Raw genomic sequence first — 15,369 nt, forward strand, 5'->3', positions numbered from 1 at the left:
GGGGACGACCCGATTCACCGCCTGGGGCTAAAGAAATCCGCGAGAAGACGTGCGCACTCGTCCTCACATACTCCCCCATACACTTCAGGGAATGAGCCGACATGCGGATCGCGCGGGATATCCCACACCGAACCGCATGCGCCCAATTTGGCATCCCACGCACCGAACACGATACGCCCGATATGGGTTTGCAGGCACGCTCCGGCACACATCGGGCACGGTTCCAAGGTGACAACCAGCGTACAATCGGCAAGATTCCAGTTCCCCAAGGTCTTAGCGGCTTGACGCATTGCCTCGACCTCGGCGTGGGCCAACGGGTCGCCGCCGCGCTCGCGCAGGTTGCGGCCACGACCAATGACAGCGCCGTCAGCGCCGATGACCACCGCCCCGACCGGCACCTCCCCCTCACGCGCAGCCTCACGCGCAAGACCCAGCGCCAGCCGCATCGGCCCGTCCAGCATCTCGCTTACCGTTGCACGACTTCCCGTTTCCGCCATATCAGCCAGTCTAGCGGCAAGCTTCGCGCACTAGCCACCTGCCCAATCTGCATGCCGCCTATCTCCAGCTGATGCGCAATCAGCACACGGTCTGCCTACAGTCAGTCCACAACTACTCCTCAGCACGCAGCGAACAAAATTCATCTGCGCCCGGTACGCTGGAAGTATTCGTGCGTGCCATGCGGCAACCCCAATCGGCAACGCAACGCACCACAGCCCACGCCCACTGCTTACCAGTCCAAGGAAGGCGGCATCATGACGGAACTGACCCTCGTCCTGTGCATCGTCGGCGCGGTCGTGGTGTCTTCGTTCCTCAGCCGCTTCATTCCGAAAATCTCCACTCCGCTCGTACAAATCGTGCTGGGGGCCGCCGCAGCCCAACTGCCGTTCTTCCCGGATGTCACCCTCGACCCGGAACTGTTCATGGTATTGTTCATCGCCCCGCTGCTGTATCTCGAGGCGCGCGGCATCGACAAGACAACGCTGTTGAAGAATCTCAAACTCTCGCTGTCGCTGGCCATCGGGCTGGCAATCGCCACCATGGTCGCGGTCGGCTACGTGACGCATGCCGCCTGGCCTGCCGTGCCGCTTGCCGCCGCTTTCGCGCTGGGTGCGGCGCTCGGCCCGACCGACGCGGTCGCCGTGACATCGCTGAGCCATGAAGCCACGCTGAGCGAACGCCAACGCGGAATTCTCAAAGGCGAATCCCTGTTCAACGACGCTTCCGGCATCGTCGGATTCCAGTTCTCGATTCTCGCGGCAATCACGGGAACGTTCTCCGTCGGGGCCGCGGCCGAAGAGTTCGCCGTCTCGTTCTTCGGCGGAGCCCTGCTCGGCTTGGTGCTCGGCATCATCGCCAATTGGCTGTTCGGATTGATGCGATCCTTCGGTTGGGAAACCACCACATCACGCATCCTGATGGAGTTGTTCCTGCCGTTCCTGTTGTATTTAGGCGCGGAGGCGGTCGGCGTTTCTGGCATTCTCACGGTTGTGGCCGCCGGGCTGATTGCTCAATATGATCGCAGCGGCGTGGGCCCGAATGTCGCCCGCACCAACATCGTGTCATCCAGCGTGTGGGCGGTGCTGTCATTCGCGCTCAACGGCTCGGTGTTCATCATGCTGGGCATGATGCTGCCGGACGTGCTGGGCACCACATGGTCCGACCCCACGGAAAGCAACATCATGCTGCTGGGAATCATCGTGCTGGTGTCCACCGTAGTGGTCGTAATGCGGTTCGTGTGGGTGGCCGCCATGTTGCGCATCGCCCGCGACCAGCGCACAGGCCGACGCCGCCGGATGACCCCAGAACGTTGGCGTTCCGCCGCAATCATGACCTTCGGCGGGCCGAAAGGCACCATCACCCTGTCCCTGATGTTCACCATCCCGTACACCATCGCCGCGGGCGCTGATTTCCCGATGCGCGACGAGCTGATATTCGTGGCCGCCGGTGTCATCATCGTGACGCTGCTGCTCGCGAACTTCCTGCTGCCGCTGCTCGCACCCACCCACCTGCACAACACCAAGGAGATGGACGACATCACCGTGGAAGTGCTGCGCCAGACCGTGGAGGAGCTCGCCCGCCGCGTCACTCCGGAGAATCGACGGGCGGTGCTCGCGGTCATCGACTCATACACCAAGCGCATCACCCGGCTCAAGCACCGCATCGGCAGCGCCGACCCGCAAGGCTTCGAAGCCCTGCAAATCGAGGCGTTGCAATGGGAGAAAGACTTCCTCAAGCAACGAATCATCGACCTGAAAAACGAGGAGCCCGCAACCCCAGCGGCAACCCATCAGCGCGACCTGCATATCGAAGCCTGCGAGCGCATGCTCGACCAGCTGATGACCACGCTCCGCCATGCGACAGCGGGGTCAAGAAATTCGCAGGCGGTCTCGCAGATTCGCGGACGGTTCCGCGCGTTGCAACGCCGAGCATCACTGTTTGCGCGGCGGGTATACGGCAAAATCCTGCGTACGACCCCGTTGATGAGCGAAGACGAAATCTACGCGGCCGTGCGCGGCACCCAGCTTGAAGCGATTCATGTAGTGATCGGCAAGCTGTATGAGCAGATGCATGCAGGCACCTACAATACCGAGGATTGTTCGGCGCTGATTCTTGATTATCAGCGTGCTGAGGCGTCCCTGCGCAACCGGCCGAATATGGAGCGCAGCGCGGAGACCATCAACGAGGTGGAGGATGTCAAGCGCAACAGTTATGCGATTGAGCTGGGCATCATCCAGGACCTGTTCGAGGACGGACGGATTAATCGCGCCCAGTTGAGGCAGCTGCGTCGCAACGTGTATGTGATGCAGGTGGACGCGGACTCCGGTGTGTGAGCCAATCCTCACACAACGGCGCTTTTCGCCTCCAGGAGACCGGCCCGAGCCACCGGCAGGGGCGGTTGTGTGAGCCGATCCTCACACATCCACCCTTGCGGACACCCAGCCAGTTGATTTCAGTCATCTCGAGGGTCACCGTGTGAGCCAATCCTCACACATCCACCCCTGCTGGAGTCTCATCGGTCGATCTGCATAACCACAGTGGCCATCGTGTGAGCCAATCCTCACACGATGACGCCCATCGATACCTATCCAGCCGATTTGCTTCGCCTTGGGGGCCACATTGTGAATCAATCCTCACATAGAGGCAGCCGTCATCGTCCAATCATCCGATTTGAGCCACTCCGGGGGCCACATTGTGACCCAATCCTCACACACAACCGCCGACACCACGCGGCTCACAGCATACCGGACGTGATGTTGTGCAGCATCAGCCACTGGCGCAAGTCATTGAATTCCTGCAAGCTGACCGCGTGATCAAGCCCGCGATAGCTTTTCTCCGTCAGCCAGGTGTGTTCCTCCAGCCATGCGGACATCGCGTGGATCTCATACGCTGGAATCACGGTGTCGGCCTGACCATAGCCGAAGAAGGTCGGGATTTGCAGGTCGGCGAGCCGATCATCCGCGGGAGCGGTGCCAGGAACCTGTGCAGGAGCAAGGAATCCGGACAGTGAAATCGAAGCACGGTACCGTTCCGGATGTACACGCAGCAAGTGAATCGCGAGCAATCCGCCTTGGGAGAAGCCAATCGGCACCACGTCACGTTCTGCGGGGATATGCTCCAACACCCACGCATCGATCGCGTTGGCGGCGGCGAAGGAGTCACGGTCCAGGTCCTCGCCGGTCGGCACGCAATCATGGAACCACGTGTAGGCACCCGGAATCGACCCATGCTCCTCCTGCAAGACGAGCGGCGCACGCAGCGATACGAAATCGTTGTAGGGAGCCACGTAGCGCATCATATCCGCCAGATCCTGCTCGTTCGACCCCCAGCCGTGCAGGCACAGCAGCATCGGGCGATTGGGCTGCGCGTTGCCGCCTCCGCGCGACCATTGGGCTTCACGCACCTGCATCGGTTCGCCGAACCGCCCCGGCACTACGTTCGATTCACGACCCACCAGCTGTGAAGATTCACTCATACCGCCCAATATACCCGCGAATTGTCCGCGACTATCCGTTGGCGGCATCATATTCGGGAGACAACGCTCACTGCACGGTGCTGATGGTGCCACCCCACTGGTCGTGCAGGGCTTCGATGTCGGATTTCTGACCGAAGGCGATCCAGCGTTCGCCGCTGAGAATACGCCATTCGCCCTGGGCGCGCGAGTCGGTGGAGTAGCTGTCCAGCGTGGACGAGATCTTCGACGTGATTGCGCTGCGGTACATGGAGGCGGCTGACGCGCTGTCGAAGGTGACGAACGCCATCCGCGTGGTCTTGCACACCGCCACCGTGCTGATGCCGGGGTAACCGCTGACATCCATCGTCTGCCAGCCGTCGGAGCACCGCTCGGTTGCTTCCTCGATGCCGGATTCCATGCGTGACGTACTGTTCACGGGAGCGTTATCGCGTCCAGACGCCTTGATGATGCCGTCAGGGAAGAAGTTGCCTACCACCAGCGCACTGGCAATCAACACGCCGGCCATGGCGGTCAGCACGATGGCCGCAGTACCCGCATGGCCGCCCTTGCGCCGTTTCAAATCCGCCACGCGGGCGGCGACGACGAGAATGATGGCCAGTACCGCAAACACGCAGCCAATCGCGGTGTAAGCGGATACGGGCAATACCGCCAGTTGAGACAACTTGCCGGGAGCGACCGCACGCAATGCCGCGCACGAGGCCGCAGCGAGGGACAACAGTGCGCTCAGCGCCGCGCCGCCGGCAATCCAGCGTTCCGCGGAAATCGGCTTGCGTTGGCGCTTGAGCTTGGGTGCCGCCAAAGCGTGCGGGTCACGCCCTTCGCCGGCGTGGAATTCATGTTCATGCACCGCTGGTTCGCCCGCATGACCAGGGTGATTGTCACTATCGCGGTCGCTATCGGCCGGGTTATTTCGCAGATTCGATCGCTCGCCGGAGTCGGAGCCGGCACCAGCAGCGGTGGCGGCACCCGCCTGCGTTTGCTCCGAATGCACAGACTGTTGTGCGGAGCCAGCCGTCGCCTCTTGCCGCTCGACAGGTGACATTCCAACCGCATACGCCGCCGACGCCTGCGGCGACAACGACGACCCATCGGCCTCTCGTTGCAATTTTGCCATCACATCGTCATCCGGCTGCGGGGACGCTTGGGCGCGGTCATACAGTCCATTCCAGGGATGAAGAGGGTCCTGCCACGGATCGTCATCAGCATAGTCGTCATCAGCATTGAAACTGTCGTTGTTCCGGCGGAATGCATCCTCCCCCGACGTGCTTGACGCCTTCTCCGTGGCCTGCCGTGATCGGGCAATCTCGTTTCCTGTGGTTTTCGGCATTCCCAAGGCCTCTGAAGCCGCAGAAGTCCCGGAATCGATGGGTAACGCCTTTCCGTCGTCTGTCATCATGCCCTCATTCACGTTTCAGCCATACATACGCAATACGCGCAACAGCAATTATCGTTCATCGCCCGACAGCCGGTCGGCACTCAGCGGGTTGCTGTCACCATCGTTTCACCATATCAGGCGCCGGGCGCAGATACGCCGAGTCACCCGGCAATATACGAGGACGTCGTGCGGCGACCGGAAAACCGGTCATTGCCGCACGACGTCCCACATTCATCAGCGAATCCTGCCTCGCAACGCGCCTCGGACGCTGTCAGTGCCGATCAGGGCCTTGCCGCATTCTGGCGGCATTCGCACCCGAACCCGGCATCTGGCCGTCTGGGCTGATGCCGCATCATTTCACGGATTCCTTGCCGCGTTCCACTGCGCGAAGCACCAGCTTGCGCAGTTCGGAAGCGACCAGCACGATGGCTGCCAGACCGATGCATTCCAGCCAAGCGCCGCCGCTGAGCGGTGTGGTGCCGAACGCGGTGTTGAGGAACGGCAGATAAATCACCGCGAGCTGCAACACAACAGACAGCGCGATCGCACCCCACAGCCAGCCGTTGGAGAACAGGCCGACGAACGCGGACTGGCGCGCCGAACGCGAGGCGAGCGCGTTGAACAGCTGCGCGAACACAAGGATGGTGAAGCCCATGGTGCGCGCCTCCACCATCTGCGCGTCATGCCCGATGGCGTTGACGGAACGGTCGGTGAACAAGCCGCCGGACAGGTGCATATCCATGCCGATCAGCGTGACCGCAGCCATGATGACGCCGATGAACACGATGTCACCCCACATGGAACGGTCAATCACCCGGTCGGTGAGTTTGCGTGGCTTGCGGTTCATCACGTCCTCGGTCTGCGGATCGACGCCCATGGCGAGCGCCGGCGCGGCATCCGTCAGCAGGTTGATCCACAGCAGTTGCGTCGCCAGCAGCGGAACGGTGACACCCGCGGAACCCGGCTGGGTGATGCCGAGGAAGCCGGCGAGCACCACGCCGAAGAACACGGTGAACACTTCGCCGACATTCGAGCTGAGCAGGTAGCGCAGGAACTTGCGGATGTTGTCGAAAATGCCGCGGCCTTCGCGCACGGCTGCCACGATGGTGGAGAAGTTGTCGTCCGCCAGGATCATCTTGGCGGATTCCTTGGTCACCTCAGTGCCGGTGATGCCCATCGCCACACCGATATCCGCGGTTTTAACCGCCGGGGCGTCGTTGACGCCGTCACCGGTCATCGCCACGATATTGCCTTGCCGTTGCAGGGAATCGACGATTTTGAGCTTATGCTCCGGGGCGACGCGCGCGTACACGGACACTTCGGATGTCGCCTTGTCGAACGACTGCTGGTCCATGGCATCCAGCTGGTCGCCGGTCAAGGCTTTGCCGCCCTTGTCGATGATGCCGAGGTCGCTGGCGATACGCGCTGCGGTCAGCGGGTGGTCACCGGTAATCATGACCGTACGAATGCCCGCCCGGTGCGCTTCGGCGACACTGTCACGCACTTCGGTGCGCGGCGGGTCAATGATGCCGACCATGCCGGTCCAGATCATGTCACGTTCCAACGCGTCGCTCTGGTCAGCGATATCGAGCACCTCGCCTGCCGCATTGGAAATCATGCCCGGAACATCAGCGATTGAAGGGGTGTCAAGCGGACGGTATGCCTCGCCAAGCGTGCGGTAGGCCTCGTTCGACAGCCGTTCGACCTGGTGCAGGATTTCCTGCCGGTCGCCTTCGGTGATCGGCCGGACCGCGCCGCCCACGGCGATGCGGGTGCAATACGAGAGCAGCACGTCCGGAGCGCCTTTGGCGAATACTGTGAGCTTGCCGGAGTCCGCGTTGTCCTTGGCGACAATCGACATGCGCTTGCGTTCCGAGGTGAACGGCACTTCGCCGACACGTTGGAAGTTCTCGAACCGGCGGTCGGTTTTGGTTTTACGGGCCGCGACAATCAGCGACACCTCGGTCGGGTCGCCCACGATATCCCATGTGCCCGGCTTGTCGCCTTCACGCAACTCGCCGTCGTTCGCCATGGCACCGGCGCCCAGGGTGGCATAGACCTCCGCACGAATATCGGCAGGCACTTCCAAATCGCCATCGGCGGCTCCAACGGCGATCATCCTGCCTTCGGGAGCGTACCCCGTGCCGGTCAACTGCACTTCGCCGCTCGGCGTGACCACCCGTTCGACGGTCATCTCGTTGCGGGTAAGTGTACCGGTCTTGTCAGAGCAAATTACCGAAGCAGAACCGAGCGTTTCGACGGATGACAGCTTCTTGACAATCGCGTGGTGCTTGGCCATACGCTGGACGCCGAGCGCCAACACCACGGTGAGGATTGCAGCAAGGCCTTCTGGTACTGCGGCGACCGCAAGCGACACGGCAAGCAGCAAGGATTCGATGACGTCATCGACGCTGTGGAAGCCTTCCATAATCGCGAGTGCGGCGAGTACCACCGCGGCGATAATGCACACGGCGATACCCAGTACCTTGGAAACGTGCGCCATTTCCTTCTGCAGCGGGGTCTGCTCGTCTTCCGTCTGCGACAACATATCGGCGATTTTGCCGACCTGCGTGTCCATGCCGGTGCCGGTGACGATGGCACGCCCGGTGCCTTGGGTGACGGATGTGCCGTTGAACACCATGTTCATGCGGTCGCCTAGCGCTTTGGCGCTGTCAAGGGTTTCGGGTTTCTTCGCGACCGGCACGGATTCGCCGGTCAGGCTGGCCTCCGCGATACGCAGGGATGCGGCGGCGAGCAGTCTGCCGTCAGCGGAGACGGAATCGCCTTCGCCGAGGATGAGGATATCGCCCGGCACGACGTCCGACGTGTCGATGCGCATCACCTGACCGTCACGCAACACGGAGGTCTGCGGGGCGGTCATACTGGCGAGCGCCGCCACCGCCTGTTCTGCTTTTGCTTCCTGGATGTAGCCGAGCACCGCGTTGACGATGAGGATCAGCACGATGACGATGGCGTCGAACGGGAGCGCCTCGGTGGATGAGCCGGGCTGCGCGTTCGCCCGTTCGATGAACCATGCGACTAGCGATATGGCCGTCGCGACAAGCAGCAGATAGACCAGCGGGTCGCGGAACTGGGCGAGGAACTTCTTCCATTTGGGCACCGGCGGTGCGCTGGCCAGTTGATTCGGGCCGAACTTTTCCTTGCGGCGTTTCGCCTCCTGCGAGCTCAGCCCGACAGCGGGATCGACATGCAGGGCTTTGGCGACATCCGATGCGTCGGTGAGCGACGGATCGGTGTCAAGAATCGCGGATGCATGCAGGTCACCGGCTTCGGCTGGTTGCGCCTGGGGGGCATGGGATGGGGATTGATCGAGCTGGTGATCAACCATGATGGTCTCCTCAGTCAGCCGCGGAGTAGTCAACCCTCGTGTCTGCTGCGTCTGCTGACGATGCCGGCACGGCAAGGCTGCGCGGTTATGGGCACCGGGCGATTGCCTACGGCGCAATACTTGTATTCTACAAAGACGCCCCCTACCGAGGCGTTCACGAAACGCTGAAATCCACGATTTTCCGACGACACTCCGGCATCGGCTCCGGCCGCCCTGACCGGCGATTGCTCCATCGGCCATGAGATAATGAAAGGTATGGCTAACAAGAAAGGCCCGACCAAGGGTTCGGGAGGAAAACATCGTAACGCGCTTCGGGGCAAGGGTCCGACCCCGAAGGCAGAGAATCGCGTCTATCACAAGGCATACAAGGCGAAGCAGGCGGCGGACCGCCGCAAAGCCGCCGATCCACGTCTCGCCGCACGGCGTCGGGCCGCCAAGTACACGTCCGACGGCGCCGATCTGGTCATCGGCCGCAACTCCGTCCTCGAGGCGTTGCGCGTAGGCGTGCCGAGCACTCAGCTGTATATCGCCTCGCATATCGAGCATGATGACCGCACGCGCGAGATCATCAAAATCGCCACCGCACAAGGGCTCCACCTGCTGGAGGCCGATCGCTTGGAGATGGATCACATCGCGCATTCCGGCAACCATCAGGGCATCATCCTCAAAGTGCAGCCCTACGAATACGCGTCGTTGCGCGACCTCGCCGACAAGGCCGAGAAGCGCGCGAAGGCCATGGAACAGGTCGATTCCCCGCAGATGCGTATTGCGGCCCGCCCGCTGTTTATCGCTTTGGATGGCGTGACCGACCCGCAGAATCTTGGCGCGGTGATCCGTTCCGCGGCGGCGTTCGGCGCAAACGGCGTGATTCTGCCGGAACGCCGTTCCGCTTCCGTCACGGCCGCGGCCTGGAAGGTGTCGGCCGGCGCTGCGGCCCATCTGCCGGTTGCGCGCGTGGTGAACCTGACCAAGGCGATTGAGGCACTGAAAGAGCGCGGATACTACGTTGTCGGGCTTGACGGCGGCGGGGATGCGCTCGTCGGCGAGACCGGGTTCGAGACCGATCCGCTTGTGGTCGTGCTCGGCTCCGAAGGCAAGGGCATCAGCAGGCTCGTGCGGGAATCGTGCGATGCCATCGCCGGTATTCCAATCGACAGCCAGGTCGAATCGCTGAACGCTTCGGTCGCCGCCGGTATCAGTCTGTACGCCGTGGCGCGCGCCCGTCGCGAAGCCGCGCAACAGCAAGCACAAGCGGCAGCCAAGTAATCAGCCGTCAACCGCACAATCCCCATACACAAACTGGTTACGCTGGGAAGAGTCTCAGCGTAACCAGTTTGTGTATTGAGCGCGATGGTATCGGGGTCGGGGATGGCTCAGGCCGGTCTCTGCCAGTACGCCAGCCAGTTCCGCCTGTCAGTGGCTCCAGACAGCGGCGTCGGGGTCGTCCTCGGGATTGTACCCGTCGCCCTCGCCCGCTGCGCCTTCGCCTTCCGCGCCTTCGCCTTCCGCGCCCTGTCCGCGAGCCGAATCATCAGCGTACGTGAACTCATCGTCGATGACACCGGAATCGGCGTCGGCGTTGATATCTTTCATCGCCTTCTTATCGAGCTTGTACTGCGGGAGCACGTTCTTGACATAGCTTTGCACGGCTTCCGCCATGGGGATGTCATGCCCGGCATGCTCGGCGAGGAACCACCGGTGGTCCAGCACCTCGTGGAAGAACTGCGCCGGTTCGATCTGCGAACGGTATTCCGGCGGAATCATGCGCACGGTCGGCTCGTAGACCTCGCGCATCCAGTCGGTCGCCACCACTTCGAGATCCTCGTTCTGCCGCCACGTGGACGCGCGATACGTGTCAAGGTCGTTGAGCAGTCGCCGAGCCTGGTTCTCCTGCACATCGAGGCCGGTCAGACGCATGAGCTTGCGGGACGCATACCCGGCATCGACCACGCGCGGCCGCACCAGCACGTGGGTGCCGTCCGCGGCGGTCTTCACCTCGAGCTCATCCACGTCGAAGCCGAGTTCGTTGAGCTTGTTGACGCGCTTCTCGATCTTCCACATCTCGTCCGGATTGAAGGTCTCGACATCGGTGAGCGCGCTCCACAGCGAATGGTAGCGGTCCACCAGCCGGTTGCCGACTTCGACTTCGTCCACATCGCCCGGGAGCAGCTTGCCGGAGCTCAAATCCATCAGCTCGCCGATGATATTCGTGCGCGCCAGGTCGATATCATATTCGCGCTGACCTTCGGTGAGATTCGCATGCAGATCGCCGGTTTCGGCGTCCACAAGGAACGCCGAGTACGCGTCGGCATCACGCAGGAACAGCACGTTGGACAGCGAGACATCGCCCCAGTAGAAGCCGGCCAGATGCAGCCGGACCATAAGCACGGCGAGGGCGTCAATCAGCCGTTCCGCGGTGTCGGTGCGCAGGTTCCTCGCGAACAGCGCGCGGTACGGCAGCGAGTATTTCAGATGCTCGGTCACCAACATGGCTTCGAGCGGGTTGCCGTCCTTGTCGTGGCGCCCGGTGACGACGGCAATCGGCGTGACCGTGGGCAGATCGAGCTTGCGCAGTCGCCTGAGCAGCTCATACTCCCGTTCCGCCACGCTGCGCGTAATCTCCTTCATCGCGTAGACGTCATCGCCGACGCGCACGAAGCGGACGACGTGCCGGGAGATGCCTCGCGGCAGGTTGACCAGCAGATCGTCCGGCCACATGGCCAACGGCTGGTTCCACGGCAGGGTGAACATCTTCGGGTTCGAGCTCGCCGCCGTAATATTCAGCGTCTCGGGTTCCTTCGACTCCTCGTTGCCGTCTTCCGCCTTGACGGATGTCGCGTTCACCGCGCGCGGGTCAAGCTGTGACTGGTCGTTCGTTTCCATGTTCCTCATGCTACCCTTTCCAACAGAAAAGCCCCGCAGCTATGCGGGGCTTTTCCAACGAGGCCGAAAGAGAGGAAGAGAAGCCTCGCGTTACTGGTTGACGGGATTGCTCCCGCCAAGTTCCTAGTTCAGACGCAGCTCAGTGGACGGCGCGAACAGGTGCATCTTCGACGGATCAATCTTGATCTTGACGACCTCGCCGACGCGCGGAAGCACGCGCGGGTTCACGCGAATCGTGGTGAGCTTGTTCTGATCGGACATCAGCGTGGTGGCTTCGGCAACCGAGCCATCAGTGATGATGTTGCCGTAGATGTAGCCGTCGGAGCCGAGATCCTCGACGTTGACGACCTTGAGCGAGAACGCGTTCGGCTCGTTCGGAGCGGCCAGAGAGCCATCCTCCGGGCGGAAGCCGACAACGATCTTGCCGCCGTCCTCCGGGGTGAGCTTGTTCACGGCCTCAGCCGGCAGATCGATGGTGTCGTCGCCGATCTTAGCCTTGCCGTTGACCACCGGGTGGGTGTTCAGGTTCATCGACGGGGAGCCGATGAAGCCGGCCACGAAGACGTTCGCCGGGCGATCATACAGCTCGGTCGGAGCGCCGACCTGCTGCAGCTTGCCGAGCTTGATGACGGCGATGCGATCGCCCATCGTCAGAGCCTCGGTCTGATCGTGGGTCACGTACAGGGTGGTGACACCGAGCTGACGCTGCAGTGCAGCGATCTGCGTACGGGTCTGCACACGGAGCTTCGCGTCCAAGTTGGACAGCGGCTCATCCATGAGGAAGACCTTCGGTTCACGGACGATTGCACGGCCCATGGCGACACGCTGACGCTGACCACCGGACAGAGCCTTCGGCTTGCGGTCGAGGAACTCGGTGAGGTCGAGGATTTCAGCGGCCTTCTCGACGCGCTTGCGAATCTCTTCCTTCGGGGTGCCGGCGATCTTCAGGGCGAAGCCCATGTTGTCGGCGACGGTCATGTGCGGGTACAGCGCGTAGTTCTGGAACACCATTGCGATGTCGCGATCCTTCGGCTGCATGGTGGTGACGTCCTTGCCACCGATGAAGATACGACCCTTGTTGACTTCCTCAAGGCCGGCGAGCATACGCAGCGTTGTGGACTTGCCGCAGCCAGACGGACCGACGAGCACGAGGAACTCGCCATCCTTGATATCAAGATTGAGATCATCAACCGAAGGCTTGTCATTGCCCGGGTAGATACGCGTGACGTGGTCGAATACGACTTCTGCCATAATGTTCATCCTTTCAGAGGCAGGTACGTGCCTCACGATCCGTAGTGAGAGGGTTTGGTGCGTTCACTCGTAGCATCCGGCTTCGGAAACTGCAAGCTTCGGCGTTTACTTGTTCCGGTCCATTGAAGGTTCTCTTCGTTGAGCCATGGCCCAGTATACACGATGATTTGACAACGGCAAGGGTGTGTCGTTTGACGTGTTGTGCCGGGCCGAAAACAGGGTTGTTGCGTCGATACGAATCGAGCAGAAGCCTACGTATCACAAGCCTTTTGCGTCCTGCAACCACACCGGCCCGTCCATATCAACCGCCTGATACTGTAGAACCGTATATACAAGAACCTTGCGGTTCGCTTACAGCGGCGACCTGCGGCTGCAACGGTTCGCATACCACGTACGATGTACAGGGAGGCAGCTGCATGCAAACAATCCGCGTCGGCGTAGTCGAAGATGACGCAACCGCCCGCCAGCACATCATCGACTATCTCAACCGCTACCAACGCGAGCAGAACGTCGAGTTCTCGGTCTGCGCGTTCAGCGACGGCGAGGAAATCGTCGAGCAGTACAAGCCCGTGTACGACATTCTGCTGCTTGATATCGAGATGAAACGCATGGACGGCATGGAAGCCGCCCGGCGGATCAGGCAGGTCGACGATGACGTGGTGATCGTGTTCATCACCGCCGCCCCGCAGTATGCCATCAGCGGGTACAAGGTGCGCGCGCTGTCCTACCTGCTCAAGCCCGTCCCTTGGTTCGCGTTCAGCCAGGAGATGAAACGCTGCATCGGGATGGTCCGACGGCGTTCTCAGGACTCGCTGCTCGTGGACGCGGGCTCACGGAAACTGCGACTCAGCCTCAACGATGTGGTGTATATCGAATCCATGCGGCATACAATCATCATCCATACATTGGACGGCAAGCTCTCCATCAGCAGCACGCTCAAGGAACTTGAGGAACAGCTGTCAGGTCAGGGTTTCTACCGTTCAAACTCTTGCTATCTGGTCAATATGCGCCACGTCACGGGCGTAGCCGGCCAGGATTGCGTGATGAGTTCCGGCGAACGGTTGCGGATCAGCCGTCCTCGCAAGAAAAGCTTCCTCATCGCGCTTGCGGACTATTTCGCGGGTACTGCCACCACAGGTGAACGGTGACAGCGCATGCATGATATCAGCTCAATCACCAACGCCCTGCCCGATATTCCGCGCCTGTACACGGCCATCTGCGAGTGGTTGGCGTGCCTGGTCTACGTCAGCGTCATCGACCGACGCGCACCACGCGCACGCAGCATCGCGGTAATCGCCGCCGGCCTGCCAGCCATGATCGCCGTCCAGTATTTCGACGGTGCCATGCCGATGTGGTTCTGGATTTTCGGCATGGTTCTCGCCTTTTCGGTGATGTATCTCATCGTGCTGTTCGCAGCCGGCACCGGCAAACGCGAAGGGCTATATGTCACGGCGCGTGCATTCGTGCTCGCGGAACTCGTGGCGTCCCTGCACTGGCAAATCATCACCTTCCTTATGCGCGGGAGCGCGCAATGCTTCGGCATCGCCCGCGAAGTGGCGGATATCGTCACCCTGTGCATCATCTACGGCTCTTGTTTCGTGCTCGCGTGGCTGCTGGAACGCAACAATTTCAGCCGAACCGAGCCGCTTGAACCCACGCGTTCCACCACCATCGCGACCATCGCCATCACCGTGGTCACCTTCGCGATGAGCAATCTGAGTTTCGTGTCGACCAACACACCGTTCTCCGGAAGCGTCGGTCAAGAGGTGTTCTACATCCGTACACTGGTGGATTTCTGCGGTTTCGCGATTCTCTACGCCCAGCAGGAGCAGGCGCGGCGGGCCGCGGCGAACGCCGAACTCGCATCCATCAACGCACAGTTGCGCAGCCAGCATCAGGAATATCTGCAATCCAAGGAGAACCTGGAATCGCTGGGACGCATCGCCCATGACCTCAAACACCAGATTACGGCGCTGCGGGCACAAGTCGACCCGGAGCATATGGCGCAAGGCTTCGAACAGCTTGAGCATTCGGTACAGCAGTACAGCGTGCAGCAGCAGACCGGCAATCCCGTGCTCGACGTCATTCTCACCAGCAAAAGCCGAGTGTGTGTGGACCACGGCATCACCTTCACCGCTGTCGCCGACGGCAAGCTACTCACCGGCATGAGTTCGATGGACATCGCCACGCTGTTCGGCAACGCCATCGACAACGCCATCGAAGCGACCAGCCGCATCAAAGACCCACAACAACGCCTGATCAAGCTCGCGCTGTTCTCGAGGCAGCAGTTCATCGTCATCCGTGTTGAGAACTATTACGAGGGCAATCTGCGCACCGATGACGCCGGCAATCTGCAAACCTCAAAACGGGACCGCGCCTCGCACGGCTTCGGCGTAAAATCCATCAGGCATATCGCCGAACAGTACAACGGCGAAATGAGTATTTCCGCAAAAGACCACTGGTTCACGCTGACCGTGCTGCTGCCGCGCGACGGGCACACCGCCGAATAATCTGCCATCATGCGGACGCGGATCAGAT

10 protein-coding genes are annotated in these 15,369 nt (G+C 61.5%); 4 read left to right on the forward strand and 6 right to left on the reverse strand.

Annotation, left to right across the window (positions count from 1 at the left end; genetic code table 11):
• Positions 1–14: 14 nt before the first annotated feature.
• Positions 15–446: a nucleoside deaminase gene (locus tag CQR48_RS00095; protein ID WP_033492872.1), complete on the reverse strand. Its 432-nt coding sequence runs from the start codon at positions 444–446 to the stop codon at positions 15–17.
• A gap of 306 nt (positions 447–752) precedes the next feature.
• Here CQR48_RS00095 and CQR48_RS00100 point away from each other — a divergent pair, with 306 nt between their 5' ends.
• Positions 753–2,831, forward strand: a complete 2,079-nt coding sequence (locus tag CQR48_RS00100) for a cation:proton antiporter (protein ID WP_101451555.1) — start codon at positions 753–755, stop codon at positions 2,829–2,831.
• A gap of 401 nt (positions 2,832–3,232) precedes the next feature.
• Here the strand turns inward: CQR48_RS00100 and CQR48_RS00105 are convergent, their stop codons facing one another.
• From CQR48_RS00105 to CQR48_RS00115, 3 genes are all read right to left on the reverse strand, one after another.
• On the reverse strand, positions 3,233–3,973 hold the full coding sequence (locus CQR48_RS00105; protein WP_101451556.1) for an alpha/beta hydrolase: 741 nt from the start codon (positions 3,971–3,973) through the stop codon (positions 3,233–3,235).
• Positions 3,974–4,040: 67 nt separating this feature from the next.
• Positions 4,041–5,366: a hypothetical protein gene (locus tag CQR48_RS00110; RefSeq protein WP_143252434.1), complete on the reverse strand. Its 1,326-nt coding sequence runs from the start codon at positions 5,364–5,366 to the stop codon at positions 4,041–4,043.
• Positions 5,367–5,700: 334 nt separating this feature from the next.
• The gene (locus tag CQR48_RS00115; RefSeq protein WP_244898851.1) at positions 5,701–8,697 is read right to left on the reverse strand and encodes a cation-translocating P-type ATPase; all 2,997 of its coding nucleotides are present in this window, start codon (positions 8,695–8,697) and stop codon (positions 5,701–5,703) included.
• Between the two features lie 255 nt (positions 8,698–8,952).
• Between CQR48_RS00115 and rlmB the strand changes: the two genes are divergently transcribed.
• Entirely contained in the window at positions 8,953–9,963 is a 1,011-nt protein-coding gene (rlmB, locus tag CQR48_RS00120) for a 23S rRNA (guanosine(2251)-2'-O)-methyltransferase RlmB (RefSeq protein ID WP_015451338.1), read from the forward strand.
• Positions 9,964–10,110: 147 nt separating this feature from the next.
• Here rlmB and CQR48_RS00125 read toward each other — a convergent pair whose 3' ends face one another.
• Both CQR48_RS00125 and CQR48_RS00130 read right to left on the reverse strand, forming a co-directional pair.
• Positions 10,111–11,580, reverse strand: a complete 1,470-nt coding sequence (locus CQR48_RS00125) for a DUF4032 domain-containing protein (protein ID WP_101451558.1) — start codon at positions 11,578–11,580, stop codon at positions 10,111–10,113.
• 123 nt (positions 11,581–11,703) lie between these two features.
• Positions 11,704–12,831, reverse strand: coding sequence for an ABC transporter ATP-binding protein (locus tag CQR48_RS00130; RefSeq protein ID WP_029576273.1), 1,128 nt, complete (start codon positions 12,829–12,831; stop codon positions 11,704–11,706).
• Between the two features lie 416 nt (positions 12,832–13,247).
• Between CQR48_RS00130 and CQR48_RS00135 the strand changes: the two genes are divergently transcribed.
• Both CQR48_RS00135 and CQR48_RS00140 read left to right on the forward strand, forming a co-directional pair.
• The gene (locus CQR48_RS00135) at positions 13,248–13,979 is read left to right on the forward strand and encodes a LytR/AlgR family response regulator transcription factor (RefSeq protein ID WP_101451559.1); all 732 of its coding nucleotides are present in this window, start codon (positions 13,248–13,250) and stop codon (positions 13,977–13,979) included.
• 6 nt (positions 13,980–13,985) lie between these two features.
• Positions 13,986–15,341 carry a sensor histidine kinase gene (locus CQR48_RS00140; RefSeq protein ID WP_101451560.1) on the forward strand — a complete coding sequence of 452 codons (1,356 nt, stop codon included), beginning with the start codon at positions 13,986–13,988 and terminating at the stop codon, positions 15,339–15,341.
• Positions 15,342–15,369 lie beyond the last annotated feature (28 nt).

This window comes from Bifidobacterium thermophilum, assembly GCF_002846655.1.
In the GTDB taxonomy this organism is placed as follows: domain Bacteria; phylum Actinomycetota; class Actinomycetes; order Actinomycetales; family Bifidobacteriaceae; genus Bifidobacterium; species Bifidobacterium thermophilum.

Excerpts from the sequence above, each read along its gene's own strand:
- CQR48_RS00095 (WP_033492872.1), bottom strand. The coding sequence starts at position 446 with ATGCGGCTGGCGCTGGGTCTTGCGCGTGAGGCTGCGCGTGAGGGGGAG.
- CQR48_RS00100 (WP_101451555.1), top strand. The coding sequence starts at position 753 with ATGACGGAACTGACCCTCGTCCTGTGCATCGTCGGCGCGGTCGTGGTG.
- CQR48_RS00105 (WP_101451556.1), bottom strand. The coding sequence starts at position 3,973 with ATGAGTGAATCTTCACAGCTGGTGGGTCGTGAATCGAACGTAGTGCCG.
- CQR48_RS00110 (WP_143252434.1), bottom strand. The coding sequence starts at position 5,366 with ATGACAGACGACGGAAAGGCGTTACCCATCGATTCCGGGACTTCTGCG.
- CQR48_RS00115 (WP_244898851.1), bottom strand. The coding sequence starts at position 8,697 with ATGGTTGATCACCAGCTCGATCAATCCCCATCCCATGCCCCCCAGGCG.
- rlmB (WP_015451338.1), top strand. The coding sequence starts at position 8,953 with ATGGCTAACAAGAAAGGCCCGACCAAGGGTTCGGGAGGAAAACATCGT.
- CQR48_RS00125 (WP_101451558.1), bottom strand. The coding sequence starts at position 11,580 with ATGGAAACGAACGACCAGTCACAGCTTGACCCGCGCGCGGTGAACGCG.
- CQR48_RS00130 (WP_029576273.1), bottom strand. The coding sequence starts at position 12,831 with ATGGCAGAAGTCGTATTCGACCACGTCACGCGTATCTACCCGGGCAAT.
- CQR48_RS00135 (WP_101451559.1), top strand. The coding sequence starts at position 13,248 with ATGCAAACAATCCGCGTCGGCGTAGTCGAAGATGACGCAACCGCCCGC.
- CQR48_RS00140 (WP_101451560.1), top strand. The coding sequence starts at position 13,986 with ATGCATGATATCAGCTCAATCACCAACGCCCTGCCCGATATTCCGCGC.